The organism is Luteimonas sp. MC1750, assembly GCF_016615955.1.
Lineage (GTDB): Bacteria > Pseudomonadota > Gammaproteobacteria > Xanthomonadales > Xanthomonadaceae > Luteimonas.
This window is the reverse complement of record NZ_CP067113.1, coordinates 2,093,592-2,120,550: the sequence shown is the minus strand read 5'-3', so window position 1 is coordinate 2,120,550 and position 26,959 is coordinate 2,093,592. Positions and strand designations below refer to the sequence as shown.

The following is a 26,959-nucleotide window of genomic DNA, read 5'->3' as shown; positions in this document are numbered from 1 at the left end:
CGCGGGGTCAGCGTGGTGTATTCGCCCTGCAGCGGCTTCGGCTGCGAGGCGCAGGCGCCGAGCAGTGCGACGGCCGCGAGGGCGAGGAGGGGAATGCGCATGGGGATCTCCGATCGGGTCCGGGCCTGGGCCGGCATCAGGGGCGGTGGGCGCGCAGGTCGCGCAGCAGCCCGCGCGCCTCGTCCTGCGCGGGAGCGTAGCGCCAATCGCTGAAGCGCGCGCTGAGGGCGAGCAGTGGCGCCGAAGCCGGTCGCAGTGCCACGACGCGTGCCGCCCAGTCGGTCGCGGTCTCGTGGCGTTGCCTGGCCAGTCCCAGGCGCGTATAGCGCGCGCCCAGCCGGTGCCAGGCGCGCAGCACGGGATCGCGCTCGCGCTCGCCGCGGGCGACCATCCAGAGCATCCCCGCCAGGGCGAGCCCTGCGACCAGCGCGAACAGCAGGACCAGCTGGCGGCTGCCCAGGTCGCCGCCGCCCAGCGCCTGCAGCATGCGCTGCTGGCGTTCGGCGTCGAAGCCAAGGACGAGGTCGTTCCAGCCGCGCCGCATCCAGTCGCCCATGTCGAACATCGGCGCGAGCGCCTGCAGCCCGCCGGGGCTGCGCGATGCGCGGTCGGCGACGGTGTCGTAGATCCGTTCCGGCGCAACGGCCGCGGTGGGATCCACGCGCACCCACCCGCGTCCCGGCAGCCACACCTCGGCCCAGGCGTGTGCGTCCGAGTTGCGCACGATCCAGTAGTCGCCGAAGGGATTGCGATAGCCGCCGACATAGCCGGTCACCACCCGCGAGGGAATGCCCGCGCCGCGCATCAGCACCACGAAGGCCGAGCTGAAGTGCTCGCAGAAGCCCTGCTGCTGCTCGAACAGGAACTCGTCGACGGCGTGGCGCCCGAGCAGCGGGGTGGACAAGGTGTAGCCGAACTCCGCGCGGATCCACTCCAGCGCGCGATTGGCGATCGCCGCATCGGCCTGCGCACCCTCGCCGGCTTCGGCCCGCCATTGCCGGGCCAGGGCCACGGTGCGCGGGTTGAAGCCATCGGGCAGGCGCAGCGCGGCCTGGCGCAGCATCGGCCGCAGCCCGACATCGAAGGCCGTGGGCGCGGCGGAGCTCATCCGCCAGCGCGTGACCGAGGTCAGCGGGCGGCGGGTGGACAGGGTGTGGTCGTAGCCCTGGCGCACGCCGTCGGGCACGTCCAGCGGCAGCTCGAGGGCGACCAGCATGCGCCGCTCGGTGGGTTCCACCTCGAGCTCGTAGCTGTAGCGCCGCGGACCATGTTCGACCGTCGCCGCGGGCAGCGCGCTGAACCAGCGTGAGCCGCTCCATTCCCGGCCGTCGTAGTCCCAGAGCACCGGCCCGCGCCAGTACATCTCCGAGGTCGGCGGCGCGGCGCCGTCGAAGGTGACGCGCAGCGCCGGACGGTCGTCGACCAGCATGTCGACCCAGTCCCCCGGACGCATCGTGTCGGACAGGCCGGTGCGGGTGATGGTGCGCTCCGGCACGCCCCACAGCGGCGTGGCCATGCGCGGGAACAGCCAGAAGGCGGCCAAGGCGAGCGGCAGGCCGATCGCAAGCATCGCGCCGACGCGGCGCAGCCGTTCGCGCGGGCGCAGCGCGACGGTCTCGCCGCTCTCCAGCTCGGCCAGGCGCAGCATCGCCGCCAGCGCGAGCACGGCCGCGCCCAGGCCCAGCACCAGGCTGACCGGCCCCTGGTCGAGCAGGAAGGTGGCGAACGGCGCGAACAGCGCGAAGCCCAGCAGGCTGCGGGCATCGCGCAGGGTGGCCAGCTCCATGGGCTTGAGCGCGAGCATCGCCGCCAGCAGGGCGCAGCCGGTGTCGCGCCCGAGCGAGAATCGCGCATTGACCAGCACCACGGCGATCAGCGCCAGCGACAGCACCAGGCGCAGCGGCGCGGGCAGGCGCCGCCACCAGGACAGGGCGCCCACGGCCGCCGACACCACGGCCAGCCCGACCGCCAGCGGCCCCGGCAGCTGCAGCAGCAGCGGCAGCAGGCAGGCGGCCGCCGCAGCCAGGGTCCAGGCGCGGGCCTGCGGATCGAGCGCAGGGCCGGGGCGGCGCGGCTCAGCCATGGGTCGTCCGCGCGTCGGAGCCGTCGCCCGGCAGCAGCGCCAGCGCGCGCAGGCAGGCATGGCGATGCGCCGGGCCGCTGCCGGGACCGATCGCCTGCCCGGGCAGGCGCAGCAGCGAGCGCCGTCCCTCGCGTTCCGCCTCGTCCACCCAGCGCGCAATGCGCCGGATGCGGTCCTCGTATGCGAGCGCCAGCGTCGACCAGTCCAGCACCACGTCCGCGCCCTGCGGCTGTTCGTACTCGCGGACCAGCAGCGCGCCGTGGCGCGCCGACGGCTTCCATGCGATTGCGCGGCGCGAATCCCCGCGGCGATAGGCGCGCAGGTGGTGCAGGTCGTCACCGGCCGGGTGCAGCCGCGCCTGCGCGGCGTCGCCGGCACCCAGCGGCAGCGGCGGGCCATCGGTCTCGGGGCGCGGATAGACCAGCAGCGGCTCGGACGGCCAGGCATAGGCCCAGGCCCGCGCGATGCCCAGGGGGCGCGTGGTCGAGACGGTGATGCGTCCCGGATGCAGCCAGCCGCGGCGCCGGGTGGGCAGCGCCAGCCGGGCCTCGCCGGCACCGTCGGCCAGCGAGGCCACGGTGCTGGACTCGCCCAGCTGCAGGCGCAGTCCGCGCCGCGTGCGCCCCGAGTCCGCGCGCAGGTGCACGCGCAGCGACATCGGCGCGCCGGCGGGCACCGGCTCGGCGTCGACCACCGTGACCGCCAGGCCCGACAGCTGCAGGTGCGCGGCGAACAGGCTGGTGTTGCCGGCGCCGGCCAGCAGCAGGGCCAGCAGCAGGGCCGGGTTGTTGTTGTAGTTCAGCGCGCCAACCAGCATCACCGCCAGCAGCGCGACGAAGAAGGCGCCGAAGGCGGTCGGCAGGACGTAGATCCGGCGGCGGTGGAAGACCACCGGCAGCGCCTCCGGTCCGCGCGGACGCGCCAGCGCCTGAAGGCCTGCACGGACGCCGGACAGCCGCAGCCCGGATAGCCGCAGGCCGGACAGCCGCGCTCCCGCCACGCTCAGTCGACCGCGACGGCGTGCAGGATCGCCTTCGCCAGGCCCGCTGCGTCGCCGGCGTCGGCATCGCCCACCAGCCGGTGCGCGGCCACGGCGGCGAACAGCGCCTGGATGTCGTCCGGGAGCACGTGGCCCCGGCCCAGCAGCAGCGCATGCGCGCGCGCCGCGCGCAGCAGGGCGATGCCGGCGCGCGGCGACAGGCCCACGCGCACGCCGGCGTGATGGCGGCTGCGTTCGAGCAGCGCCTGCACGTAGCGCACCAGCGCATCGCTGGCATGCACCGCCAGCACCGCCTCGCGCAGACGCAGCACCTGGTCGGCACCCAGCACCGGCAGGGCCTGCGCGATCAGGTCGCGGCGGTCCGCGCCCGCCAGCAGCGCGCGCTCGGCCTCGGGGTCGGGGTAGCCGAGCTGCAGCCGCAGCAGGAAGCGGTCCAGCTGGGAGTCGGGCAGGGGATAGGTGCCGGCGAGGTCGACCGGGTTCTGCGTGGCGATAACGAAGAACGGCCGCGGCAGGGCATGCGTGGTGCCGTCGACGGTGACCTGGTGCTCGGCCATGGCCTCGAGCAGGGCGCTCTGGGTGCGCGGCGGCGCGCGGTTGATCTCGTCGGCCAGCAGCACGTGGGCGAACACGGGGCCCGGGTGGAAGCTGAAGCCGCCACCCTGCGCGTCGTACACCGACACGCCGACGATGTCCGAGGGCAGGAGGTCGGAGGTGAACTGCACGCGCTGGAAGCCCAGCCCCAGCGTCGCGGCCAGCGCATGCGCCAGCGTGGTCTTGCCCAGTCCGGGCAGGTCCTCGATCAGCAGGTGGCCGTCGGAAAGCAGGGCGGTGAAGGCGAAGCGGACCGCGTGCGCCTTGCCCAGTACCAGTGAATTCACCTGCGCCTGCGCATCATGCAGGGCGCCGCGCAGGGTGTCGGGTAGCATGTCCGGATTTGCGGACTGGGCTGTCATGCCGGGCTCCGTGTGGCTCTTTCGAAGTGTAGCGAGGTCGTTGCAGGATGCGGGAAAAGATCGACGCGCGTGCGGCATTCGTCGCACTGTGGTGTGCACTGCTGCTGTTGAAGGCGGTGGTCGCCGCGCGCCTGCCGCTGTTCGTCGACGAAGCCTTCTACTGGCAGGAAAGCCGCCACCTGGCGTGGGCCTACTCCGATCTTCCGGGGCTGACCGCCTGGCTGATCCGGCTCGGCACCACGGTCTTCGGCGAAGGCACGCTCGCGCTGCGCATGCCCTTCCTGCTGCTGGCGTCGCTGGCGCCGTGGCTGGTGGTGCGGATCACCGCGCGCGAGTTCGGCGAGCGTCTGGGCTGGCTCGCGGGCATCGCCACGCTGCTGCTGCCGCTGTCGGGGACGCTGGGGCTGATGGCGCTTCCGGACACCGCGATGGTGCTGGCGACCCTGCTGTGCCTCGATGCCGGCGCGCGGCTGCTGCGGGGCGTGGGCTACGGCGCGGCGCTGCAGCTCGCGCTTGGCCTGGCCATCGGCGCGCTCAGCCACTACCGCTTCGCCGCGGTGATCGGCGTGGGTGCGCTGGCGCTGCTGGCGCTGCCGCAGGGACGCCAGGCGCTGCGCGACCCGCGGCTGTGGATCGCGGTCGCCTTCGGCCTCGCGGCCTGGACGCCGCTGCTGGCCTGGAACTTCGAGAACGCCGAGGCCGGCCTGCGGTTCCAGCTGGTCGACCGTCATCCCTGGGCCTGGCAGGCCGACGGCTTCTGGTTCATCGCCATCCAGGCGCTGCTGGCTACGCCGCTGCTGTTCGTGGCCCTGCTGTGGTCGGGCTGGCGGGGCGCCCGCGACGCGCGCGATCCCGTGCGCTACATCGCCCTGTGCGGCGGCCTCGTGGTGCTGGGCTTCTTCGTGCTGGGCTTCTTCGCCGACACCGAGCGGGTGAGCTTCCACTGGCCGCTGCCGGGGATGGTGGCGCTGCTGCCGCTGCTGCCGGCCCTGCTGCTGCGCTGGCCGCGCTGGCTGCGCGTGCTCACCTGGGCGAGCGCCGGCGTCGGCCTGGCGGCGGTACTCGGCTATTACGCCCTGGTCTCGGTGCCCGAGCTGCGCGCGCGCACCGCTGCGCTGAAGTGGTATCCGTCGAACTTCGCCGGCTGGGACGTGCTCGCCGACGGCGTGCGCGAGGTGCGCGCCGGCATGCCCGAAGGCACGCGGCTCGTGGCCGACAACTTCAAGGTCGGCGCGGAGCTCGGCTTTGCGCTGGACGACGCCGGGATCGAAGTACTCGAGCATCCGGTCAACCGCCAGCACGGCCGCGCGCCGCAGCTGCGCCTGTGGGACCTGGAAGCGACCGGCGCCGTCGATCGCGGGGGTCCCGTGCTGCTGGTGATCGCCGCCAGCGAGATCGAATACAAGCATCTGCTGCTGCGCTACCACGCGCTGTGCCGCCGCTTCGGACCCTTGCCGCCGCCGCGGGTGTTGAACGTCGACCACGGGCGCACGCGCTTCCTGCTGTTCGCCATCGAGGGCGCGGCCCGGGACCCCGGCGCGGCGTGCACCCTGCCGGCCCTGGCCTGGATCGACCGTCCGGCGTCGGGCGAGGGCGTCGGGCCGGTGTTCGGCGTCAGGGGCTGGGCCTTCAAGGACGGCGTGGGCGTGGAGCGCGTCGAGGTCCTGCTCGATGGCGAGGTGGTCGCCGAGGCCGACTACGGCATCCCGAGCCCGGGGGTCGCGCATTTCTGGAAGATCTCGACCGATCCGGGGCATCCACGGGTCGGTTTCTCGGCGGAGGTGGAGCTGCCGGCGGACAGCGGCGGCACGCACTGGCTGGGCCTGCGCCTGCATGGGCGCGACGGCAGCGTCGAGGACTGGTCGGAGCAGCGGATCGAAGTGGCCGCGCCTGCGCGCTGAGGCCTCAGGGCAGGGCGAGGCCCGACCGGCGCAGCAGGCCTGCGGTCGCGATCAGTGGCAGGCCGACCAGGGCCGTCGGATCGGTGGTCTCGATCGCCTCGAACAGCGCGATGCCCAAGCCCTCGCACTTGAAGCTGCCGGCGCAGTCGAAGGGCCGTTCGAGGTCGACGTAACGCTCGATCTCCCCACGCTCCAGGCGGCGGAAGCGCACCAGGGTGGTGTCGGCCGCGCTGAAGACGTCCCCGCCCACGGCCACCGCCACCGCGGTGCGGAAGGCCACGCTGCGCCCGGACATCGCCAGCAGCTGCGCGATCGCCGCCTCGTGCCCCCCCGGCTTGCCGAGCGGCGTGCCATCAAGGTCCGCGACCTGGTCGGACCCGATCACGCGCGCGGCCGGGTGCAGGCGGGCCACGGCGGCGGCCTTGGCTTCGGCCAGCCGGAGGGCCAGGGCCAGCGGCGGCTCGCCGGGGCGCGGGCTTTCGTCGACCTCGGGACGGACGGTCTCGAAGGGCAGGCGCAGCCGCGCCAGCAGCTCGCGACGGTAGGGCGAGGTCGAGGCCAGGACCAGGCCGGGCGCGGGGTTCACGACAGCGGTGCCCGCGCGCGCTCGATCCGGCCGAGCTGCTGCTCGATCCGCCCGCGCGCCTGGTCGATCGAGGCGCGCACCGCCTCCAGCTGGATGGCGGAGGCCGCGGCGCCATGCTGCTGCAGCCACAGGCGCTGGCGGAGCATTTCCTGCATGGCGTCGCGCACCGGATCGGCGCCTTCGCCGGCCACGGCCTCGATCTCGCTGCGCGCGGTGCGCAGGCGGGCCTCCAGCGCGTCGGCCGCGTCGAGCACGCCGGCCATCGCCTGGCGGTGCCGCGCGTGTCCGCCGCGACGGCGTAGAATCAGCCAGGCCACCAGGGCCGCGGCGGTTGCGATCAGCAGCAGGATCGGGGTCAAGCGGGACGCCTCGTGAACGGGCCCGCAGTCTGCCGCCGAAGCGCCGCGGGTGGCAAATTGCCCGCCGCGGCAAGGGTTTGGCCGGCGGGGCCGGGTTTGACACCGGGCGGTCCGAGGCATAACATTCCGCGGCTTATGTCCGCAGACGTGCCCGAAGTACTCGACGCCTGGCGCATGGTTTCAGCCCGTCGCGAGTTCGCCGGCCGGCTGCCGCTGTCCGCCCTGTCGCGCCTGCGCGACGTGCTGGTCGACGGGGAGGGCGACGTGGCGTTCACGCTGTCCTTCGACCGCGACGCGCTGCGGGTGCCCTATGTGGAACTGGGGATCGAGGCGCAGCTGCCGCTGCTCTGCCAGCGCACGCTGCAGCGCTTCGTGTTTCCGGTCAGCGTGGTGCAGCGGCTGGGATTGCTGCGTGCCGGGGAAGAGGAGGCCGAGGTTGCCGAGGCCGCGCTGCCGGAGGGCTATGAAGCCCTCGAGGTGGGCGAGGACGGTGCCATCCGCCCCCTGGACCTGGTGGAAGATGAGCTGATCCTGGCGGTGCCGGTGGTTCCGGTGTCGCCGGGCTCGGAAAGCGTCGAGCGCGACTGGCCGGTCACCGCCGACGAGGAGGCGCAGGCCAACCCGTTCGCGGCACTGGCGGCGCTGAAGAAGAAAACCGATTGACCTGATCGTCCCGATCACCCGAATTCGTTGCTGGAGCAATCCCATGGCTGTTCAGAAGTCCCGCGTCTCCCCCTCCCGCCGCGGCATGCGTCGCGCCCACGATGCGCTGTGCGCCAAGCAGCTGTCGACCGACCCGACCTCGGGCGAGACCCACATCCGCCACCACATGACCGCCGACGGCTTCTACCGTGGCCGCCAGGTCATCGTGCCGAAGACCCGCGTCGTCGAAGAAGACTGATCCGCGCGCCCGCCCTTCGGCGGGCGATGTCCTGGCCGCCGCGCCCGTGCGCGGTACGGCCACTGGCGCCATGATGGGCGCCCTGCACACGCGAGGTCCGTCAGCGAAATGAGCGAGTCTTCCGCACCGCGCGTCTATGCGCGCATTGCCGGAACCGGCAGCTACCTGCCGGCCAAGGTCCTGACCAACGCCGACCTGGCCGAGTTCGTCGACACCTCCGACGAGTGGATCGCGTCGCGCACCGGCATCCGCCAGCGCCACGTGGCCGCCGAAGGCGAGACCACCGGTGACCTCGGCCTGCGCGCCGCGCTGCGTGCGCTCGAAGCCGCTGGCACCGATGCCTCCGAGATCGAGCTCATCGTGGTCGGCACGACCACGCCCGACCTGGTGTTCCCGTCCACCGCCTGCCTGATCCAGGCGCGGCTGGGCATCGCCGGCTGCCCGGCGTTCGACGTCAACGCCGCGTGCTCGGGCTTCATCTACGCGCTCAGCGTGGCCGAGAAGTTCATCGCCTCGGGTTCGGTGAAGACGGCGCTGGTGATCGGCTCCGAGACCCTTACGCGCATGGTCGACTGGAGCGAGCGCACCACCTGCGTGCTGTTCGGCGACGGCGCCGGCGCGGTGGTCCTCAAGGCCGATACCGAAACCGGCATCCTCAGCACCCACCTGCACGCCGACGGCGCGAAGAAGGAACTGCTGTGGAACCCGGTCGGCGTGTCGGTCGGCTTCAAGGAAGGCGAGAAGAACGCTGGCGTGCGCATCAACATGGCCGGCAGCGACGTCTTCAAGCACGCGGTCAAGGCGCTGGATTCGATCGTCGAGGAGACGCTCGAGGCCAACGGCATCGACCGCCACGAGATCGACTGGCTGATCCCGCACCAGGCCAACCTGCGCATCATCGAAGCCACGGCCAAGCGCCTGGACATGCCGATGGACCGCGTCATCGTCACCGTCGACCGCCACGGCAACACCTCGTCGGGCTCGGTGCCGCTGGCGCTGGACGAAGCGGTGCGCTCGGGCAAGGTCGAGCGCGGCCAGCTGCTGCTGCTGGAAGCCTTCGGCGGCGGCTTCACCTGGGGCTCGGCGCTGCTGCGCTACTGAGTCACCCCCACCGCACCACGCAAGGGCCGCGCACGTCGCGGCCCTTTGCGTTCATTCGTGGCAAACGCGTTGTCCTGCTGCCTGGTCCAGCGCGTCATCCCTGGCGAAGCGCCTCAATACGGGCGGGTACAGACGAAGCCGCGGGTTCGCGCTTATCATCGCCCGGCTTTTTTCGATTGGACGTGCGCGTGACCGTTCCCAACCTCGCATTCGTGTTCCCCGGACAGGGCTCGCAGTCGCAGGGCATGCTGGCCGACCTGGCCGATGCGCATGCCGTGGTCCGCGAGACCTTCGCTGAGGCGTCGGACGGCGCCGGCGTCGATCTCTGGGCGCTGTCGCAGGACGCGGCCGACGGACGCCTCGACCGCACCGAATTCACCCAGCCGGCACTGCTCGCCGCGGGCGTGGCGACGTGGAGGGCGTGGCAGGCCGCCGGCGGTGCGATGCCGGCGCTGCTGGCCGGGCACAGCCTGGGCGAGTATTCCGCGCTGGTCGCGGCCGGTGCGTTGCCGCTGGTCGATGGCGCGCGACTGGTGCGCCTGCGCGGACAGCTGATGCAGGACGCCGCACCCGCGGGCACCGGTGCGATGGCCGCGGTCATCGGTGCCGAGGATGCACTGGTGCGCGAGACCTGCACCGAAGCCTCCGCCGAAGACGTGGTGGTTCCGGCCAACTTCAATTCGCCCGGCCAGATCGTGATCGGCGGCCACGCCGCGGCGGTCGATCGCGCACTCGAGCTGCTGGCGGGTAAGGGCGTGCGCAAGGTGGTCAAGCTGGCAGTGAGCGTGCCCTCGCATACGCCGCTGATGCGCGAAGCCGCCAATCGCCTGTCGGAAGCGATGTCCGGCCTGGCCTGGAGCAGGCCGTCGCTGCCGGTGGTGCAGAACGTCGATGCCGAAGTGCACGACGGCGTGCACGCGATCCGCGACGCGCTGGTGCGCCAGCTCTACCTGCCGGTGCAGTGGACCGGCTGCATGCAGGCGCTCGCCGCGCGCGGCGCCTCGCGCATCGCCGAATGCGGCCCCGGCAAGGTCCTCACCGGCCTGGCGAAGCGCATCGACAAAACCCTCGACGCCCGCGCCCTCGGCACCGCCGCCGACTTCGACGCCACCTTGGCGGAATGGAAGAGCTGATTTTTTGCCGCGTAGATCCGTGGCAAAGCTTTTGAACTGACACAGGCAAAAACGAAATGACCCACGAACTGAAAGGCGAGATCGCGCTGGTGACCGGCGCCAGCCGTGGCATCGGTGCCGCCATTGCCGACGAACTGGCCGCGCGCGGCGCGACGGTCGTCGGCACCGCGACCAGCGAGGCCGGCGCGAAGGCGGTCGGTGACCGGCTTGCCGCGCAGGGCGGCCATGGACGCGTGCTCGATGTCTCCGAACCCGGCGCGATCGAGGCGCTGATCGAGGCGATCGGCACCGACATCGGCGCGATCTCGATCCTGGTCAACAACGCCGGCATCACCCGCGACAACCTGCTGATGCGGATGAAGGACGCGGACTGGCAGGCGATCCTCGACACCAACCTGACCAGCGTCTATCGCAGCAGCAAGGCGGTGATGCGCGGGATGATGAAGGCCCGCCGCGGCCGCATCATCAACATCGCATCGGTCGTCGGCGTGACCGGCAACGCCGGCCAGGCGAACTACGCGGCGGCCAAGGCCGGCGTCATCGCCTTCTCCAAGTCGCTGGCGAAGGAGATCGGCAGCCGCGGCGTGACCGTCAACGTGGTCGCGCCGGGCTTCATCGCCACCGACATGACCCGTGACCTCCCCGAAGACGCCAAGGCGGCGATGGCGCAGCAGATCGCGCTCGGCCGCCTGGGCGAGTCCACCGACATCGCCCGCGCCGTCGCCTTCCTGGCCGGCCCGGACGCCGGCTACATCACCGGCGAGACCCTGCACGTCAACGGCGGCATGTACATGCCGTGATGCACCCGGGCGCCAAGCCCTTGAATCGAAAGGGGGCGGGCGGGCCATACCAGCCCCGGCCGAATCCCTTACACTACCCACCGCAACAGCCTCCACCGGAGCCAACAACCAATGAGCAGCATCGAAGAGCGCGTCAAGAAGATCGTCGTCGAACAACTGGGCGTCAAGGAAGACGAGGTCAGCGCAAGCGCCTCCTTCGTCGACGACCTGGGTGCGGATTCCCTCGACACCGTCGAGCTGGTGATGGCCCTCGAAGAAGAGTTCGAGTGCGAGATCCCCGACGAGGAAGCCGAGAAGATCACTTCGGTGCAGCAGGCGATCGACTACATCAAGGCCCACGTCAAGGCCTGATCGCAGCCGGCGCGGAAGCGCCGCATCGAATGTACAACCCGGGGCCGCTGATGCGGCCTCGGGCGTTTCCGGCGCGCCACATCGGCGCGCACCGCACAGCACGCACAACCGTCCGGAGTTCCCATGTCCAAGCGTCGCGTCGTCATCACCGGCCTCGGCATCCTGTCGCCTCTCGGCAATGACCTGGCCTCGTCCTGGCAGGGCATCGTGGACGGCCGTTCGGGCATCGGCCCGATCACCAATTTCGACGCGTCGGCGTTCGCCACCCGCATCGCCGGCGAGGTCAAGGGCTTCGATCCCGCGCAGTGGATCCCGGCCAAGGACGTCAAGAAGATGGACCCCTTCGTCCATTACGGCGTCGCCGCCTCGATGATGGCGCTGCAGGACGCGGGGCTCGACGTCGCCGCCGACCCCGAGCGCATCGGCGTGGCCATCGGCGCCGGCATCGGCGGCCTGAAGGGCATCGAGGAAACCTCGATCAAGTACCACGAGAGCGGCCCGCGCAAGATCTCGCCGTTCTACGTGCCGAGCACCATCATCAACATGATCGCCGGACAGGTCTCGATGATGACCGGCGCCAAGGGCCCGAACATCGCCGCGGTCACCGCCTGCACCACGGCCACCCACAACATCGGCCTGGCGATGCGCATGATCCAGTACGGCGACGCCGACGCGATGATCGCCGGCGGCGCCGAGTTCGCGACCACCCCGACGTCGCTGGGCGGCTTCTGCGCGATGAAGGCACTGTCGACCCGCAACGACGACCCGCAGCGCGCCTCGCGCCCCTGGGACGAGGGCCGCGACGGCTTCGTCATGGGCGATGGCGCCGGCATCCTCGTCGTCGAGGAGTACGAGCGCGCGAAGGCGCGTGGTGCGCGTATCTACGCCGAGCTCGCCGGCTTCGGCATGAGCGGCGACGCCTACCACATGACTGCGCCGAGCGAAAACGGCGAGGGCGGCGCGCGCTGCATGGTGGCCGCGATCCGCGACGCCGGCATGGACCCGTCCGAGATCGGCTACATCAACGCGCACGGCACTTCGACCCCGGCCGGCGACCTCGCCGAAACCATGGGCATCAAGAGCGTGCTCGGCGCGCATGCGCGCAAGGTGATGGTCAGCTCGACCAAGTCGATGACCGGCCACCTGCTGGGCGCGGCGGGCGGCGTCGAGGCGGTGTTCTCGGCGATGGCGCTGCACACCGGCGTCATCCCGCCGACGATCAACCTCGACAATCCGTCCGAGGGCTGCGACCTCGACTACGTGCCGCACAGCGCGCGCGAAGCGCAGGTCGATGTCGCGATGTCGAACTCGTTCGGCTTCGGCGGCACCAACGGCAGCCTGGTCTTCCGCCGCGTCTGATCCACGGCGCCGCCCCGCGGGGCGGCGAGGCCCGCACATGACCCACGTCCGCGCGCTCGCGCCCGGCTTCGACCTGCTCGCGCTGCAGCAGCGGGCGCCCGCGCGCTATCCGCTGCTGCTCGAATCGGTGGCTTCGGGCACGGCGCACGGGCGCTGGGACATGCTGCTGGCCGCCGATGGCCGCCGGCTGGTGCTGGGCCGCGACGGGCGCACGCGACGTGAGGGCGCGAGTGCCGGCGTGGATGCCCCCGCGCCGCACGATGCCACCGCGATCGACGACGACTTCCTGCGCGCGCTCGACGCGGAATGGCAGGCTGTCCGCCGGCCGGCCGCGGTGTCGCCGTGGCCCTTCCGCGGCGGCTGGGCACTGCTGCTGGGCTACGAGCTGGTCGCGCAGGTGGAGCCCGTGCTGCGGCTGCCCATGCCGCCCGGCGCGCTGCCGGTCGCCGTGGCGTGCCGCTGTCCGGCCGCGGTCCTGCGCGACCGCGCGAGCGGCGGGATGGTCGCGGTGGCCGAGGCGGGCGCGGAGGCGCTGCTCGAAGCGCTGCTCGCCGACATCGCCGACATCGAGGACATCGCCGACAGCGCCGACACCGGCGGCATGGCGGATATCGCGGTCAGCGATGACAGCGCCGCCAGCGCCATGTCCTGGCCGAACCTGCGCGAATGCGCCGAAGCCCCAGGCGACGCCTATCTCGCCGCCGCCGCCCGCGCGCTGGACTACATCCGCGCCGGCGACGTCTTCCAGGTGAACCTGTCGCGCGGCTGGGAAGTCCGCTTCGACGCGCCGCTGCCGCCCGCCGCTCTGTACGCACGCCTGCGCCGCGCCAACCCGGCGCCGTTCGCCGGACTCTTCGACCTCGGCGACGCCGGCGCGGTGGTCAGCGCCTCGCCTGAGCGGCTGGTCTCGGTGCGTGGCGACCTGGTCGAGACGCGCCCCATCGCCGGCACCCGTCCGCGACTGCCGGGCGAAGACGACGCCGGGCGCATCCGCGAACTGATCGGCCATGCCAAGGAGCGCGCCGAGCACGTGATGCTGGTCGACCTCGAGCGCAACGACCTCGGACGGGTCTGCCGCGGGGGGAGCGTCGAGGTCGACGAGCTGATGGTGGTCGAGAGCTATGCGCACGTGCACCACATCGTCAGCAACGTGCGCGGCCGCCTGCGCGAGGACGCGACGCCGGGCGCGGTGCTGCGCGCGGTATTCCCCGGCGGCACGATCACCGGCGCGCCCAAGGTGCGCTGCATGGAGATCATCGCCGAGCTGGAAGGGGTCGGGCGCGGCGCCTACACCGGTGCGATGGGTTGGCTCGACCGCAGCGGCGACCTCGACCTCAACATCCTCATCCGCAGCGCGGAGGTGGCCGGCGACACGCTGCGCTTCCGCACCGGCGCGGGGATCGTGGCCGATTCCGACCCGGCGGCCGAACTCGACGAGACGCGCGCCAAGGCCCGCGGCATGCTGCAGGCGATCGGAGCCTGACCGGCGCCGCGGCGGGCACGGTATCCTTCGGCGCATGCACCTGATTCCCGGTTCCAACCGCGCGCGGCGCGCGCCATGAGGGCGCTCAAGCGGATCGTCCTCGCCCTGTTCCTGCTCTCGGCGCTGGCCGCCGGCGCCGCCGGCTGGTGGGCCTGGAGCGGGTACCAGCGCTTCGCCAATGCGCCGCTGCCGGGCGTGGAGGCCGGTGACAGCCTGGTGGTGGAGCGCGGCGACACGCTGCGCAGCGTGGTGACCCGCCTGCGCGCCCAGGGCATCGACGCCGGCCGTGACCTCGAGTGGCGGCTGCTGGCGCGCCAGCTCGGCACCGGGGGCCGCATCCAGGTCGGCGAGTACGCGCTCGAGCCCGGCCTCACGGCGAGCCAGCTGCTGCAGCACATGCGCGACGGCAAGGTCGTGCGCCACCACTTCACCATCGTCGAAGGCTGGAACATCCGCGAGCTGCGCGCCGCGCTCGCACGCGCGACGCCGCTGGTCCAGACCCTGCACGAGGTCGACGACGCTGCGCTGATGGCGATGCTCGGCCGCGAGGGCCTGCATCCGGAGGGCCGCTTCCTGCCCGAGACCTACGCCTACGACCGCGGCGACACCGACGTCGACCTGCTGCGCCGCGCCGCCGGCGATCTCGACCGCGCGCTGGCCGCCGCCTGGGAGGCGCGCGCGGACGACCTGCCGATCGACACCGCGGAGGAGGCCCTGGTGCTGGCCTCGATCGTGGAGAAGGAGACCGGCATCGCCGAGGAGCGGCCGCTGATCGCCGGCGTCTTCACCCGCCGCCTGCGCATCGGCATGCGCCTGCAGACCGACCCGACGGTGATCTACGGCATGGGCAGCGCCTACGCCGGCAACATCCGCCGCAGCGACCTCACCACCGATACGCCCTACAACACCTATACCCGCGATGGTCTGCCGCCGACGCCGATCGCGATGGCCGGCGTCGACGCGCTGCGCGCCGCGACCCGCCCCGACGAGGGCGAGGCGCTGTACTTCGTGGCGGTCGGCGACGGCAGCGGACGGCACGTCTTCTCGCCCTCGCTGGACGCGCACAACGCCGCCGTGCGCCAGTACGTGCAGCGCTATCGCGAACGGCACGGGCCGCGATGAGCGCACTGCCCCTGCATCCGCGCTTCGTGTCGCTGGAAGGCGGCGAGGGCGCCGGGAAGACCACGGTGCTGGCTGCGCTGCGCGCGGCGCTCGAGGCGGCCGGCGACGAAGCGGCCGGCAGCGAGATCGTCGTCACCCGCGAGCCCGGCGGCACGCCGCTGGCCGAGAAGATCCGCGCGCTGCTGCTGCATCCGGGCGAGGAGGCGCTGGCGGCCGAGACCGAGCTGATGCTGATGTTCGCCGCGCGCGCCCAGCATGTGCGGGCGACGATCCTGCCCGCGCTCGAGCGCGGCGCGTGGGTGCTGTGCGACCGCTTCACCGATTCCAGCTACGCCTACCAGGGCGGCGGGCGCGGGCTCGACGCGGCCTTCATCGACGTCCTGGAGCAGCGCGTGGTCGGCCTGCGACCTGGCCTCACCCTCCTGCTCGACCTCGACGTCGCCCAGGGACGCGCGCGCATCGAAAGCCGCGATCCGCATCCCGACCGCATCGAGCGCGAGCGCGGGGCGTTCTTCGAACGCGTGCGCCAGGCCTTCCTCGCCCGCGCGGCCGCCGAGCCGCGGCGTTTCCGCGTCATCGACGCGTCGCGCACCGTCGACGAAGTGGTCGCCGAGGCGGTCGCCCGGCTCCGGGCCTTCGCGGGGGCGGCATGAGCCTCGACATCACCCTGGCGCCCTGGCAGCAGCGCATGCACGACCACGCGGCCGCCGCGATCGACGGCGGCCGCATGGGCCACGCGCTGCTGTTCTGCGGCCCGCCGATGCTGGGCAAGCGCCTGGTCGCCGAACGCCTGGCGCAGCGCGTGCTGTGCCTGTCGACGGATCCCGCCGCGCGCCCCTGCGGCCAGTGCCGCGCCTGCGTGCTGTACCACTCGCGATCGCAGAAGGATCCCGTCGAGCAGCGTCCCGATGGTTCGCCCTCGCATCCCTGGGGCCACCCCGGGCACCCCGACGCGATCTTCGTCGGCCATGCCTGGCGCATGACGCCGTCGCCGCCGCGCCAGCTCACCGTCGTGCCGGTCGACCAGGTACGCGAACTGTCGACGCGCCTGTCGACCACGCCGCAGTACGGCAGCGCCAAGGTGGCGATCATCGATCCGGCCGACGACATGAACGACGCCGCCGCCAACGCGCTGCTGAAGACGCTGGAGGAGCCGGTGCCGGGCCGCTACCTGTGGCTGCTGAGCGCCAACCCCGCGCGGCTGCCGGCGACGATCCGCAGCCGCTGCCAGCGCCTCGAGTTCCGGCTGCCGCCCGCGGACGAGGCGGTCGCCTGGCTGCGCGGGCAGGGCCACGCCGATGCGCCTGCCGCCGAGGCGCTGGCCGCCGCGCGCGGCCACCCCGGCCTCGCCGATGCCTGGCTGCGCGACGGTGGCATGGCGCTGCGCCGCGAGGTGGCCGGCGACATGGCGCGGCTGGCCGCGCACACGGCCTCGCCGCTGGAGGTCGCCAAGGCCTGGAGCGGCGACGAACAGGCCTTGCAGCGCCTGCGGCATGCCGCCGACGTGGCCCGCGACGCGGCCGCCGGCTTGACCGATCCGATGCGAATCCGGAAGCTGGCGACCTGGTTCGACAGCGCCAACCGCACGCGAGAGCTGCTCCGCAGCACGATCCGCGCCGACCTCGCGCTGGTGGACCTGCTGCTCGCATGGCGCGACGCGGCGGGCGACACGACACGGGGAGTCACGCGATGAGTGCAACAGGCGGCGGCGCACGGCAGGGCATCCTGTCGCTGGCGGTCAAGGACAAGGCCCAGCTGTATGCGGCCTACATGCCCTACCTGAAGCACGGCGGCATCTTCGTGCCGACCACCCGGCGCTACTTCATCGGCGACGAGGTCTTCGTCCTGCTCACGCTGCCCGAGTCGAGCGAGCGCCTGCCGGCCGCCGGCAAGGTGGTCTGGGTGACCCCGCCCGGTGCCCAGGGCAACCGCACCGCCGGCATCGGCGTGCAGTTCGCTGACACGGCCGAGGGCGAAAACGTGAAGGGAAAGATCGAGACCCTGCTCGCCGGCTCGCTGAACGCGGACAAGGCCACGCACACGATGTAGCCCGGGCGGTGCTTCGCCTGTCCGGAGTGCCGCCGGTGGCGCGTTGACGCGGATACCCCCCGTCACCGGAGACCGCCATGGCCTCTCCGCGCAGCTTCGCCCCGTCCTCACTCGCCTTCCTGCTCGCCCTGGCCTGTGCCGGCTGCCGGCAGGCGCCTCCCGCCACCGTCGAGCCGGTGGTCTCCCCGCCTGAAATGGCCCTCGTCGGCGCGGTGCTGCTGGACGGCCTGGGCGACTACAGCTTCCCCGTCACCAGCCGGCACCCGGCGGTGCAGCGCTGGTTCGACCAGGGACTCGCGCTCACCTACGGCTTCAACCACGACGCCGCCGAGCGCGCCTTCCTCAGGGCCACCGAGCTCGATCCCGACTGCGCGATGTGCTGGTGGGGCGCGGCGCTGGTGCTGGGGCCGCACGTGAACGCCGCCATGGATCCTGCCGACAACACCGATGCCTGGCTGCGCCTGCAGCGGGCCATCGCGCTGGCCCCGAAAGCGGGTGCGCGCGAGCAGGCCTTCATCACCGCGCTGTCGGCCCGCTATGCGGCCCAGCCGCCGGAGGATCGCCGTCCGCTGGACGAAGCCTATGCCGCGGCCACCCGGGTGATGGCGGAGCGGCGGCCGGACGATCCGGACGCCGCGGTGCTCCACGCCGAAGCGCTGATGGACCTGCAGCCCTGGGACTACTACGACGCGAACCTGCAGCCCAAGGGCCATACCGCCGAAGTGGTGAAGCGGCTGGAAGGCGTGATGGCGCGCCAGCCGGAGCACGCCGGCGCGCTGCACCTGTACGTGCACGCGGTGGAGGCGTCGGCCCATCCAGAGCGCGGTGCCGCGGCCGCCGACCGGCTGCGCACGCTGGTGCCCGGCTCGGGACACCTGGTGCACATGCCGGCGCATATCTATGCGCGCGTCGGGCGCTGGCACGACGCGGTGCTCGCCAACCAGCGCGCGATCGAGGCCGACGACGCCTATCTCGCGCTCTGCCGCGGCAACGTCCAGGGCGTCTATCCGCTGGGCTACGTCCCGCACAACCACCACTTCCTCTGGTTCGCGGCGAGCATGGAGGGCAACAGCGCGCTGGCCGCCGAAGCGGCCCGGCACACCGCCGAGCGCACCGCGCTGCCGGAGCTCATGCGCCAGCCGGGTTTCGCCGGCCTGCAGCACTACTGGATGACGCCGTGGTTCGCGCGCGTGCGCTTCGGTCGCTGGGACGAGATCGCGGCCGGGCCGAACCCGGCGCCGGACCTGCCCTATGTGACCGCGATCTGGACCTGGGCCCAGGGCGTGGCCGCGGTCCGGCAGTCACGCATGGACGACGCCGGCCGCTACCTGGCGGCGCTGCGCCCGCTGGCCGCCGATCCGGCAATGGATGCGCTCACCGTCTGGGACCGCTATCCGCTCACCCACGCGGTGCGCATCGCCGAGCGCTCGCTGACCGCGGAGATCGCATCCGCGCGCGGCGACCACGCCGCGGCCATTGGCGCGCTGCGCGAGGCCGCGGCCATCGAGGACGCGATTCCCTACGACGAACCCCCGGGCTGGCACGCACCGGTGCGCCACTCGCTGGGCGCCGTGCTGCTCGCGGCGGGACGGCCGGCCGAGGCCGAGGCGGTGTACCGCGAAGAGCTGCGGCGCAATCCCGACAACGGCTGGTCACTGTTCGGGCTGGCGCAGAGCCTGCGCGCGCAGCGCCGGCAGGACGGCGTGGCGGACGTCGAACGCCAGCTCGCGCAGGCGTGGCGGCACGCGGACGTCCGCCTGACGGCGTCGCGATTCTAGCGGCCGCTCAGCGCCGGAGCGCCGGGGAGTCCCAGCCCGGGCGCGGCGCGAAGCGGTCGCCGTGCACGGCCTGCAGCGCCTTGAGCCGCAGCAGCACCGCTTCCACGCCGGTCTCGCGCACGTACTGGATCGGGCCGCCGCGGAAGGGCGCGAAGCCGGTGCCGAAGATCACGCCGGCGTCCAGCAGGTCGCCATCGGCCACCACGCCCTCGTGAAGCGCCGCCACCGCTTCGTTGACCAGCGGCAGGATCAGGCGGTCCTCGAGGTCGGCCGGCGCCGTGTAGTCCTTGGGCACCTCGGGCTTCTTCGGCTTGCCGTCTTCCCACGTGTAGAGGCCCTGGCCGTCCTTCTTGCCGCGACGCCCCGCTTCGGGCGGCGTCGACAGCGATGCCGGGATCGGCAGGCCGAGGAAGGGCGCGAGCTCCGCGCCGACGCCGGCCGCGACGTCCAGGCCGACGGTGTCGATCAGCTCGATCGGCCCCATCGGCATGCCGAACTTCACCGCGGCGCGATCGATCACCGCGCCCGGGATGCCCTCCGAGTACGCGGTGGAGGCCTCGAGCATGTAGGGGAACAGCAGGCGGTTGACGAGGAAGCCGGGCGTGCCCGCGACCGGCACCGGCAGCTTGTCGATCGCCTTGCAGAACGCCGCCAGGCGGTGCTCGGTGTCCGGGTCCATGCCGTCATGGCGCACGATCTCGACCAGCGGCATCAGCGCCACCGGATTGAAGTAGTGCAGGCCGGCGAACTGCGCGGGGCGCGCCAGGCCGGTGCGCAGGTCGTCGAGCGGGATCGAGGAGGTGTTGGTGGTGAGGAGCGCGCCGGCCTTGAGCTGCGGCTCCACGCCCGCGTACAGCGAACGCTTGGCCTGTGGCTGCTCGATGATCGCCTCGATCACCAGGTCGGCCTCGGCCACGCCCGCGCCGGCGAGGTCGGACTTCAGCCGCGCGACCACTTCGGGACGCTTCGCATCGACCTTGACCTTCTTCGCGAACAGCTCCTGCGCGCGCGCCATGGCCGTGTCGATATAGGCCTGCTCGCGGTCCTGCAGGGTGACCTCGAAGCCCTTCAGCGCCGACCAGGCGGCGATGTCCCCGCCCATGACGCCTGCGCCGACCACGTGCACGCGCTGGATGCCGCCCGCCGCCGGCTTGCCGCCGGCGCTCCCGGGTGCGGCCGCGCCGAGCCCCTTCAGGCGCTCCTGCAGGAAGAACACGCGCGTCAGGTTGCGCGCGGTCGGGGTGCCGGCCAGCTTCACCACCGACTTGCGCTCGGCGGCCAGGCGGGCCTGGATGCCACCGCCGGTGCGGCGCCAGGTCTCGATCAGCGCGTAGGGCGCCGGATAGTGTTCCCGCCGGGCCTTGCGCGCGACCTGCTTGACCAGCATCGGTGCCAGCAGCTGGCGCGCAAGCCAGGTGTTCGTCGCCCAGCCCATGAAGCGCTGCCGGACGGGCCGCTCGACGCCCTTGAGGGCGACATCCACCGCCGCGTCGAGCAGGCCCGCCGGCTCGGCCACGCGGTCGACCAGGCCGATCGCCTTCGCGGCCGACGCCGACAGGGTGCGGCCAGTCAGCATCATGTCCATGGCCGCGGGCGTGCCGACCAGGCGAGGCAGGCGCACGCTGCCGCCCCAGCCCGGATAGATGCCCAGCTTCACCTCGGGCAGGCCGATGCGCGTGGAGGGATCGGAGCTGGCGACGCGGTAGCGGCAGGCCAGCGCGATCTCGGTGCCGCCGCCCATGCAGAAGCCGTGGATGGCCGCGACGGTCGGGCAGGGCAGCTCGGCCAGCCGCTGGAACACCTGCTGGCCGCGGCGGATGGAATCGCCGATCGTGCCGCGGGCGTCGAACTCGGCGAACTCGCGGATGTCGGCCCCGGCGATGAAGCCCTTGGCCTTGCCCGAGCGCAGCACCAGCGCCCTGGGCGGGTCGAGGGCCAGGCGCTCGAGCAGGGTGTCGAGTTCGACCAGGACGTCCTGGGCAAAGGTGTTGACCGACTCCCCGCCGCGGTCGAACGTCAGCAGGACGACGCCGTCAGGGCGCTGCTCGGCGTGCCAGTGGCTGAAGCGCAGACCATCGAGTCCAGCAATCATGCGGAACCATCCGTAAGGGTATGGGAACTGCCTATGATCCAGAGTCCCTTTCACCGGCGTCAAATCGCGACGCGGAGGGGGCGGCGGCTTGCGGGCGGCTGAACCCGGCCCCAGATCATCGTGCAGGGTGGAACTTTCCGCCTGCGTGAAGGTCATATCCGGTCCCAGGGCCGGTTCCCAGGAGAGTGCCGGCCCATGGCCGAGATCGACAGCAGTCCGCCAGATCAGGAACTCGTGCGCCGCGTGCAGGCGGGCGACATGGCCGCCTTCGACCTACTGGTGCGCAAGTACCAGCACCGCGTGGCGGCGCTGGTCGGCCGCTACGTCCGGGACTGGAGCGAATGCCAGGACGTCGCGCAGGAGACCTTCATCCGTGCCTACCGCGCGATCGGCAGCTTCCGCGGCGACGCCCAGTTCTACACCTGGCTGCACCGGATCGCGGTCAACACCGCGAAGAACCACCTGGTGGCGGGCAACCGCCGTCCGCCGACCGACGATATCGATCCGGACGATGCCGAGCACTTCGACGTCGCCACCGGCCTGCGCGACCACGACACGCCCGAGCGCGAGCTGATGCGCCAGCAGATGGAACAAACGGTGCTGCGCGCGGTCCAAGCCCTGCCCGAGGAGCTGCGCACGGCCATCACCCTGCGCGAGGTCGAAGGGCTGAGCTACGAGGACATCGCCACGCGCATGGACTGTCCGATCGGGACCGTCCGCTCCCGGATCTTCCGGGCCCGCGAGGCGATCGACCTGGAACTCAAGCCGCTGATGGAACCCGAGTCCGCGCCCGAACGCGCGGCGCGATGAGGACGAGATGAGCCACCACAACGACGACATCGACATCGAATTCCCGCAGGTCGCGCCCGACCGGCTGTACGCCCACAACCGCCGGCAGCTGTCGGCGATGCTGGACGGCGAACTGTCCCCCGACCAGGCGCGCTTCATGCTGCGCCGGCTGCAGCACGACACCGAGCTCGCCGCGTGCTGGGAGCGCTGGCAGGTCTGCGGCGACGTGCTGCGCGGGCGCGGCCACGCGCTGCTGCCGGCGGACTTCTCCAGGCGGGTGGCCGATGCGATCGCCACGCCGGCAGGCGACAGCGGCGCGGCGACCGCGGCCGCGGCGGCCCGGGTGCAGCGCCGCGGGCATCGGCTGCTGCGCTGGGGTGGTGGCGCGCTGGCCGCTTCGGTGGCCCTCGTGTCGCTGTTCATGGCGCGGCAGATCCCGGATCCGCAGGGGCCGGAGATCGTCGAAGCCGCCGCCGCGGCGCGTCCGGCCCCCGACCAGGTGGATGCGACCCGCCTTGCCGAGGTCGCGGAGACGGTGGTGACGCCGGCATCCCCGACCCGGGCGCCTGCGGAGGCCATTGACGCGGCCGCGCTGCTGGCGGCAACGGCGCCGGCGGTGGTGGCAGTCGCCGAGGTGCCGCGCCGTGCGACCGGACGCGCCAGCACGCGCAGCCAGGTCCAGCGCGCGGCACTGCGGCGCGGCCAGGGCGCCGATCCGCCGGCACGCACCGCGGTGGCCGCGGCTCCCCCGTTGGCACCGCCGATGTCCGCGAGCCAGGCCCCCGTCCTCTCGGCCAGCCTGCCCGTGCTGGCCGCAGGGTCGTCCGCGCATGTCACGCCGGAGGGCGAGGCGCTGTTCGGCGGACCGGCCGCGGAGGCGCGGCCCTGGCCGCGCGCGGTGCTGCCGGGCCTGTCGCGTGGCCAGCCGTTCGCCGCCGGCTACGGCCTGCCGCAGGCCGAGGCATTCGCCCCGTTCCAGCCGCGCCTGGGCGTCGACCGTGCGTCGCCCGCCCGCCCGGCGATGCCGCCGTCCGGAGCGGTAGGCACCGGGGCGGAAGAGGCGGATCCCGCCGCCGGCCCGCTGCCGGGCGGGACCGACTGACAGCTCCGCGGCTGGCCATGCCCTCCGCGCCTCGGCGTTCCAGCCGCGTGCGAGCCGCCTGCGAACGCCATCCCAGAAACCGAACATCGAGGTTACCGAGTTGATGAAATCCCCCGTCTTCGCCGTCGCCCTCGTGGCCCTCACCGCGGCCGGCACCGCCGCCGTGGTGCTGCCCGCCGCCACCGCCCAGTCCTCGCAGGGACAGGCCACCAGCGCCGCGCCCGCGGTCCCGCTGGTCACCGGACTTCCCGATTTCACCCGCCTGGTCGACCGCGTCGCCCCGGCCGTGGTGAACATCGAGGTCACCGTCGGTCCGCGCGGCAACCGCCAGGCGCAGCAGCAACTGCCCGACGACATGCCGGAGTTCTTCCGCCGCTTCTTCGGCCCGGGCTCACCGTTCCCGGGCACGCCGCAGGACCCGGGCGGCCGCGGCGGCCTGTCCATGGGCAGCGGGTTCCTGGTTTCGGCCGACGGCTACGTGATCACCAACCACCACGTGGTCGACGGTGCCACCGCGGTGCGGGTCACGCTGCCTGACCGCCGCGGCTTCGATGCGGACGTGGTGGGCAGCGACGAGCAGTCCGACGTCGCCGTGCTCAAGATCGACGCCAGCGGCCTGCCATTTCTGCGCGCCGGCCGGGCCAATGACGTGAAGCCGGGCCAGTGGGCGGTCGCGATCGGCTCGCCCTTCGGCCTCGACCAGTCGGTCACCGCCGGCATCGTCAGCGCCGTGGGTCGTGCCAACCAGTATGCGAACCAGCGCTACGTGCCTTTCATCCAGACCGACGTCGCGATCAACCGCGGCAACTCCGGTGGCCCGCTGCTCAACACCAGCGGCGAGGTGATCGGCATCAACTCGCAGATCTTCTCGAACTCCGGCGGCTACATGGGCGTGAGCTTCGCGATCCCGATCGACGTGGTGATGAACGTCGCCGACCAGCTCAAGGCCACCGGCCAGGTGCGCCGCGGGCAGATGGGCGTGCAGGTGCAGGAGATCCGTGCCGATGCCGCCCAGGGTCTCGGCCTGCCCGACACCCGCGGGGCCCTGGTGGCCGACGTGGTGGCGGGCGGCGCGGCGGCCAAGGCCGGCATCGAGCGCGGTGACGTGATCCGCGAGGTCGACGGCGTGGCCATCAGCCAGTCCAGCGACCTGCCGCCGATGATCGGCGCCAAGGCGCCGGGCAGCCGGGTCGCGGTGAAGATCTGGCGCGAGGGCCGGACCCGCGACGTCACGGTCACGCTGAGCGAGCTGGACGAGGGCCTGGCGGCCGGTCCGCGCGCCCCGTCCACCGGCGCGCCGGCGGCCAGGTCGAGCAATCCCCTGGGTGTGGTCGGCAGCGAGCTCAGCGCCGAGCAGCGCCGCCGCCTCGACCTCAAGCCGGATGAAGGGGTGGCGGTGGCCCGCGTCGAGGGCCTGGCGGCGCGCAGCGCCGGCATCCAGCCGGGTGACGTGATCCTGCAGGTCGGCCGCGCCAACGTGGCGACCCCCGCCGAGCTCGACCGCGAACTCGGCAAGGCCAAGGCCGGCGAGACCGTGATGTTGCTGGTGCGCAACCGCAGCGGCGGCACGCAGTTCATCGCGGTCACGCCGCGCGACGAGTCGAAGTAGGGGACGAGGGGCCGGGCAACCGGCCCCTATCCTTCCAGACTGCCCTGTAGGAGCGGCTACAGCCGCGATCGGTCATCGCCAGTGCCGCCTTTGCGAGGGAGAAGCTGCTCCGTTGTGATCCGCGCGGCCCGTCCCGCGCACAGGGGGTGTGCTCCCCCGTCCTGTCCGCGTCCTGCTCCCAAGGCCGGCCGCCGGCCATCCATGGCCGGCTGTCCGCACACCCCCTGTGCGCGGGACGGGCTGTGACGATTTCCGGCTTCGGGAGCGGAGGTCAAGGGCCGCGTCGACCGCAACAGCGACAGCAGCAGCGACAGCAGCAGCGACAGCCGGCGGTCGGAATTGGGAGCAGGAAGCGGACTTTCTGGCTGTCCGAACACCCCCTGCGTCCACGCCAGGCGGCGCGCGCGCCCGTTACGGCCGGACGCGTCCGCTTGGCAAGCCTGCCAACGAAGTCCGCCCGGACAGCACGACACTATTCCTGGCGAGCCGGGAGCTGGCGATCATTGAGGGCCCGGCCCCGCGCTGTGCGACAATGTTCCGTTCGACTCAACCCGGCCGGAATCCGGCCCACGACTGCCGCCCATGCCCCCCGAATCGATGCGGAACATCCGCAACTTCTCCATCATCGCGCACGTCGACCACGGCAAGTCGACGCTTGCCGACCGCATCATCCAGCTCTGCGGCGGCCTGACCGCGCGCGAGATGGAAGCGCAGGTGCTCGACAACAACCCGATCGAGCGCGAGCGCGGGATCACCATCAAGGCGCAGTCGGTGTCGGTGCCCTATACCGCGCGCAACGGCCAGACCTACCACCTCAACTTCATCGACACCCCCGGGCATGTCGACTTCAGCTACGAGGTCAGCCGCTCGCTGGCCGCCTGCGAGGGCGCGCTGCTGGTGGTCGATGCCGCGCAGGGCGTGGAGGCGCAGTCGGTCGCCAACTGCTACACCGCGGTGGAGCAGGGCCTGGAAGTCGTGCCGGTGCTCAACAAGATCGACCTGCCCACCGCTGACATCGAGCGCGCCAAGGCCGAGATCGAGGCGGTGATCGGCATCGACGCCACCGACGCGGTGGCGGTCAGCGCCAAGACCGGGCTCAACGTCGAGGAGGTGCTCGAAGCCATCGTGCACCGCATCCCGCCGCCCGTGCCGCGCGACACCGACAAGCTGCAGGCGCTGATCATCGACTCCTGGTTCGACAACTACCTGGGCGTGGTCTCGCTGGTGCGCGTGATGCAGGGCGAGATCAAGGCCGGCGCCAAGATGCTGGTGATGTCGACCGGGCGCACCCACCAGGTCGACAAGGTCGGCGTGTTCACGCCCAAGCGCAAGGAAACCGCGGCGCTGCGCGCCGGCGAGGTGGGCTGGATCAACGCCTCGATCAAGGACGTGCACGGCGCGCCGGTCGGCGACACGCTCACGCTCGCCAACGATCCCGCGCCGCACCCGTTGCCGGGCTTCCAGGAGATGCAGCCGCGCGTGTTCTCGGGCCTGTTCCCGGTCGACGCCGACGACTACCCGGACCTGCGCGAAGCGCTGGAAAAGCTCCGCCTCAACGATGCCGCGCTGCGCTTCGAGCCCGAGAGCTCCGAGGCCATGGGATTCGGCTTTCGCTGCGGCTTCCTCGGCATGCTGCACATGGAGATCGTGCAGGAGCGCCTGGAGCGCGAGTACGACCTCAACCTCATCAGCACCGCGCCGACGGTGGTCTACGAAGTGCTGATGACCGATGGCGAGGTCATGTCGCTGGACAACCCGGCGAAGCTTCCGCCCACCAACAAGATCGAGGAAGTGCGCGAGCCGATCATCCGCGCCAACATCCTCACGCCGCCGGACTACGTCGGCAACGTGATCACCCTCTGCGAAGAGAAGCGCGGCAGCCAGGTCGGCATCCAGTACCTGGGCAGCCAGGTGCAGATCAGCTACGAGCTGCCGATGGCGGAAGTCGTGCTGGACTTCTTCGACCGCCTGAAGTCGGTGTCGCGCGGCTATGCCTCGCTCGACTACCACTTCGTACGCTTCGAGGCCGGCCCCTTCGTGCGCGTGGACACGCTGATCAACGGCGACAAGGTCGATGCGCTGTCGATCATCGTCCACCGCAGCCACGCCGACCGCCGTGGCCGCGATCTGACCGACAAGATGAAGGAACTGATCCCGCGCCAGCAGTTCGACGTCGCGATCCAGGCCGCCATCGGCTCGCAGATCATCGCCCGCAGCTCGGTCAAGGCGCTGCGCAAGAACGTGCTGGCCAAGTGCTACGGCGGCGACATCAGCCGCAAGAAGAAGCTCCTGGAGAAGCAGAAGGAAGGCAAGAAGCGCATGAAGCAGGTTGGCCGGGTGGAGATCCCGCAGGAGGCCTTCCTCGCCGTGCTCCAGGTGGACAACAAGTGACGGCGGCCGACCGG

The 26,959-nt window shown here is 72.2% G+C and carries 24 protein-coding genes; 18 read left to right on the top strand and 6 right to left on the bottom strand.

All coding sequences use genetic code 11. From position 1 onward, the window contains the following. Positions 1-136: 136 nt before the first annotated feature. Genes JGR68_RS09870 through JGR68_RS09860 form a run of 3 tightly spaced genes read right to left on the bottom strand, consistent with a single transcriptional unit; the run spans position 137 to position 4,039 of the window. Complete coding sequence (locus tag JGR68_RS09870) at positions 137-2,083, bottom strand: DUF3488 and transglutaminase-like domain-containing protein (protein WP_199359926.1); 1,947 nt, start codon at positions 2,081-2,083, stop codon at positions 137-139. Beyond that, positions 2,076-3,038 (bottom strand): DUF58 domain-containing protein, encoded by a 963-nt coding sequence (locus JGR68_RS09865; RefSeq protein ID WP_199360808.1) that lies wholly within the window; start codon positions 3,036-3,038, stop codon positions 2,076-2,078. Before JGR68_RS09865 ends, JGR68_RS09870 begins: the two co-directional genes overlap by 8 nt. A gap of 47 nt (positions 3,039-3,085) precedes the next feature. Next, on the bottom strand, positions 3,086-4,039 hold the full coding sequence (locus JGR68_RS09860) for an AAA family ATPase (RefSeq protein WP_199359927.1): 954 nt from the start codon (positions 4,037-4,039) through the stop codon (positions 3,086-3,088). Positions 4,040-4,086: 47 nt separating this feature from the next. Here JGR68_RS09860 and JGR68_RS09855 point away from each other — a divergent pair, with 47 nt between their 5' ends. Then, positions 4,087-5,940 (top strand): glycosyltransferase family 39 protein, encoded by a 1,854-nt coding sequence (locus JGR68_RS09855; protein ID WP_199359928.1) that lies wholly within the window; start codon positions 4,087-4,089, stop codon positions 5,938-5,940. A gap of 4 nt (positions 5,941-5,944) precedes the next feature. Here JGR68_RS09855 and JGR68_RS09850 read toward each other — a convergent pair whose 3' ends face one another. Together JGR68_RS09850 and JGR68_RS09845 are read right to left on the bottom strand one after the other, a co-directional pair. Next, the gene (locus JGR68_RS09850) at positions 5,945-6,526 is read right to left on the bottom strand and encodes a Maf family nucleotide pyrophosphatase (protein WP_199359929.1); all 582 of its coding nucleotides are present in this window, start codon (positions 6,524-6,526) and stop codon (positions 5,945-5,947) included. Then, positions 6,523-6,885 carry a hypothetical protein gene (locus JGR68_RS09845; RefSeq protein ID WP_199359930.1) on the bottom strand — a complete coding sequence of 121 codons (363 nt, stop codon included), beginning with the start codon at positions 6,883-6,885 and terminating at the stop codon, positions 6,523-6,525. The genes JGR68_RS09850 and JGR68_RS09845 overlap by 4 nt, the downstream gene beginning before the upstream one ends. Positions 6,886-7,020: 135 nt before the next feature. On the opposite strand from JGR68_RS09845, the gene JGR68_RS09840 reads away from it, so the two are divergent. The 13 genes from JGR68_RS09840 to JGR68_RS09780 all read left to right on the top strand — a co-directional run bounded on the left by JGR68_RS09840 (position 7,021) and on the right by JGR68_RS09780 (position 18,962). Beyond that, complete coding sequence (locus tag JGR68_RS09840) at positions 7,021-7,548, top strand: YceD family protein (protein ID WP_199359931.1); 528 nt, start codon at positions 7,021-7,023, stop codon at positions 7,546-7,548. Positions 7,549-7,591: 43 nt separating this feature from the next. Continuing rightward, a complete protein-coding gene (gene rpmF, locus JGR68_RS09835; RefSeq protein WP_199359932.1) occupies positions 7,592-7,786 on the top strand; it encodes a 50S ribosomal protein L32 in 195 nt (64 codons plus the stop codon). Between the two features lie 108 nt (positions 7,787-7,894). Next, a complete protein-coding gene (locus tag JGR68_RS09830) occupies positions 7,895-8,887 on the top strand; it encodes a beta-ketoacyl-ACP synthase III (RefSeq protein ID WP_199359933.1) in 993 nt (330 codons plus the stop codon). Positions 8,888-9,075: 188 nt separating this feature from the next. Continuing rightward, complete coding sequence (fabD, locus tag JGR68_RS09825) at positions 9,076-10,020, top strand: ACP S-malonyltransferase (RefSeq protein ID WP_199359934.1); 945 nt, start codon at positions 9,076-9,078, stop codon at positions 10,018-10,020. Between the two features lie 56 nt (positions 10,021-10,076). Beyond that, on the top strand, positions 10,077-10,820 hold the full coding sequence (gene fabG, locus JGR68_RS09820) for a 3-oxoacyl-ACP reductase FabG (protein ID WP_199359935.1): 744 nt from the start codon (positions 10,077-10,079) through the stop codon (positions 10,818-10,820). A gap of 111 nt (positions 10,821-10,931) precedes the next feature. Then, positions 10,932-11,171: an acyl carrier protein gene (gene acpP / locus JGR68_RS09815; protein ID WP_133000863.1), complete on the top strand. Its 240-nt coding sequence runs from the start codon at positions 10,932-10,934 to the stop codon at positions 11,169-11,171. 123 nt (positions 11,172-11,294) lie between these two features. Continuing rightward, positions 11,295-12,530, top strand: a complete 1,236-nt coding sequence (fabF, locus tag JGR68_RS09810; RefSeq protein ID WP_199359936.1) for a beta-ketoacyl-ACP synthase II — start codon at positions 11,295-11,297, stop codon at positions 12,528-12,530. Positions 12,531-12,567: 37 nt separating this feature from the next. Beyond that, the gene (locus tag JGR68_RS09805; protein WP_199359937.1) at positions 12,568-14,013 is read left to right on the top strand and encodes an aminodeoxychorismate synthase component I; all 1,446 of its coding nucleotides are present in this window, start codon (positions 12,568-12,570) and stop codon (positions 14,011-14,013) included. Between the two features lie 75 nt (positions 14,014-14,088). Next, the gene (gene mltG, locus JGR68_RS09800) at positions 14,089-15,135 is read left to right on the top strand and encodes an endolytic transglycosylase MltG (protein WP_199359938.1); all 1,047 of its coding nucleotides are present in this window, start codon (positions 14,089-14,091) and stop codon (positions 15,133-15,135) included. Continuing rightward, the gene (gene tmk, locus JGR68_RS09795) at positions 15,132-15,788 is read left to right on the top strand and encodes a dTMP kinase (RefSeq protein WP_199359939.1); all 657 of its coding nucleotides are present in this window, start codon (positions 15,132-15,134) and stop codon (positions 15,786-15,788) included. Before mltG ends, tmk begins: the two co-directional genes overlap by 4 nt. Further along, entirely contained in the window at positions 15,785-16,828 is a 1,044-nt protein-coding gene (locus JGR68_RS09790; RefSeq protein WP_199359940.1) for a DNA polymerase III subunit delta', read from the top strand. The genes tmk and JGR68_RS09790 overlap by 4 nt, the downstream gene beginning before the upstream one ends. Next, entirely contained in the window at positions 16,825-17,184 is a 360-nt protein-coding gene (locus JGR68_RS09785; protein WP_199359941.1) for a PilZ domain-containing protein, read from the top strand. Before JGR68_RS09790 ends, JGR68_RS09785 begins: the two co-directional genes overlap by 4 nt. A gap of 77 nt (positions 17,185-17,261) precedes the next feature. After that, a complete protein-coding gene (locus JGR68_RS09780; RefSeq protein WP_199359942.1) occupies positions 17,262-18,962 on the top strand; it encodes a tetratricopeptide repeat protein in 1,701 nt (566 codons plus the stop codon). 7 nt (positions 18,963-18,969) lie between these two features. Here JGR68_RS09780 and JGR68_RS09775 read toward each other — a convergent pair whose 3' ends face one another. Then, positions 18,970-21,054 (bottom strand): 3-hydroxyacyl-CoA dehydrogenase NAD-binding domain-containing protein, encoded by a 2,085-nt coding sequence (locus JGR68_RS09775; RefSeq protein WP_199359943.1) that lies wholly within the window; start codon positions 21,052-21,054, stop codon positions 18,970-18,972. 195 nt (positions 21,055-21,249) lie between these two features. Here JGR68_RS09775 and rpoE point away from each other — a divergent pair, with 195 nt between their 5' ends. From rpoE to lepA, 4 genes are all read left to right on the top strand, one after another. Next, on the top strand, positions 21,250-21,864 hold the full coding sequence (gene rpoE, locus JGR68_RS09770) for an RNA polymerase sigma factor RpoE (RefSeq protein WP_199359944.1): 615 nt from the start codon (positions 21,250-21,252) through the stop codon (positions 21,862-21,864). A gap of 7 nt (positions 21,865-21,871) precedes the next feature. Continuing rightward, on the top strand, positions 21,872-22,945 hold the full coding sequence (locus tag JGR68_RS09765) for a sigma-E factor negative regulatory protein (RefSeq protein WP_199359945.1): 1,074 nt from the start codon (positions 21,872-21,874) through the stop codon (positions 22,943-22,945). 103 nt (positions 22,946-23,048) lie between these two features. After that, complete coding sequence (locus JGR68_RS09760; RefSeq protein ID WP_199359946.1) at positions 23,049-24,554, top strand: Do family serine endopeptidase; 1,506 nt, start codon at positions 23,049-23,051, stop codon at positions 24,552-24,554. Between the two features lie 597 nt (positions 24,555-25,151). Beyond that, a complete protein-coding gene (gene lepA, locus JGR68_RS09755) occupies positions 25,152-26,945 on the top strand; it encodes a translation elongation factor 4 (RefSeq protein WP_199360810.1) in 1,794 nt (597 codons plus the stop codon). The last annotated feature ends 14 nt before the right edge of the window (positions 26,946-26,959 follow it).

Bases quoted from the DNA above. Each gene is read 5' to 3' on its own strand.
- JGR68_RS09870 (WP_199359926.1), bottom strand. From the start codon at position 2,083: ATGGCTGAGCCGCGCCGCCCCGGCCCTGCGCTCGATCCGCAGGCCCGC.
- JGR68_RS09860 (WP_199359927.1), bottom strand. From the start codon at position 4,039: ATGACAGCCCAGTCCGCAAATCCGGACATGCTACCCGACACCCTGCGC.
- JGR68_RS09855 (WP_199359928.1), top strand. From the start codon at position 4,087: ATGCGGGAAAAGATCGACGCGCGTGCGGCATTCGTCGCACTGTGGTGT.
- JGR68_RS09840 (WP_199359931.1), top strand. From the start codon at position 7,021: ATGTCCGCAGACGTGCCCGAAGTACTCGACGCCTGGCGCATGGTTTCA.
- rpmF (WP_199359932.1), top strand. From the start codon at position 7,592: ATGGCTGTTCAGAAGTCCCGCGTCTCCCCCTCCCGCCGCGGCATGCGT.
- JGR68_RS09830 (WP_199359933.1), top strand. From the start codon at position 7,895: ATGAGCGAGTCTTCCGCACCGCGCGTCTATGCGCGCATTGCCGGAACC.
- fabG (WP_199359935.1), top strand. From the start codon at position 10,077: ATGACCCACGAACTGAAAGGCGAGATCGCGCTGGTGACCGGCGCCAGC.
- acpP (WP_133000863.1), top strand. From the start codon at position 10,932: ATGAGCAGCATCGAAGAGCGCGTCAAGAAGATCGTCGTCGAACAACTG.
- fabF (WP_199359936.1), top strand. From the start codon at position 11,295: ATGTCCAAGCGTCGCGTCGTCATCACCGGCCTCGGCATCCTGTCGCCT.
- JGR68_RS09805 (WP_199359937.1), top strand. From the start codon at position 12,568: ATGACCCACGTCCGCGCGCTCGCGCCCGGCTTCGACCTGCTCGCGCTG.
- mltG (WP_199359938.1), top strand. From the start codon at position 14,089: ATGAGGGCGCTCAAGCGGATCGTCCTCGCCCTGTTCCTGCTCTCGGCG.
- tmk (WP_199359939.1), top strand. From the start codon at position 15,132: ATGAGCGCACTGCCCCTGCATCCGCGCTTCGTGTCGCTGGAAGGCGGC.
- JGR68_RS09790 (WP_199359940.1), top strand. From the start codon at position 15,785: ATGAGCCTCGACATCACCCTGGCGCCCTGGCAGCAGCGCATGCACGAC.
- JGR68_RS09785 (WP_199359941.1), top strand. From the start codon at position 16,825: ATGAGTGCAACAGGCGGCGGCGCACGGCAGGGCATCCTGTCGCTGGCG.
- JGR68_RS09780 (WP_199359942.1), top strand. From the start codon at position 17,262: ATGGCCTCTCCGCGCAGCTTCGCCCCGTCCTCACTCGCCTTCCTGCTC.
- JGR68_RS09775 (WP_199359943.1), bottom strand. From the start codon at position 21,054: ATGATTGCTGGACTCGATGGTCTGCGCTTCAGCCACTGGCACGCCGAG.
- rpoE (WP_199359944.1), top strand. From the start codon at position 21,250: ATGGCCGAGATCGACAGCAGTCCGCCAGATCAGGAACTCGTGCGCCGC.
- JGR68_RS09765 (WP_199359945.1), top strand. From the start codon at position 21,872: ATGAGCCACCACAACGACGACATCGACATCGAATTCCCGCAGGTCGCG.
- JGR68_RS09760 (WP_199359946.1), top strand. From the start codon at position 23,049: ATGAAATCCCCCGTCTTCGCCGTCGCCCTCGTGGCCCTCACCGCGGCC.
- lepA (WP_199360810.1), top strand. From the start codon at position 25,152: ATGCGGAACATCCGCAACTTCTCCATCATCGCGCACGTCGACCACGGC.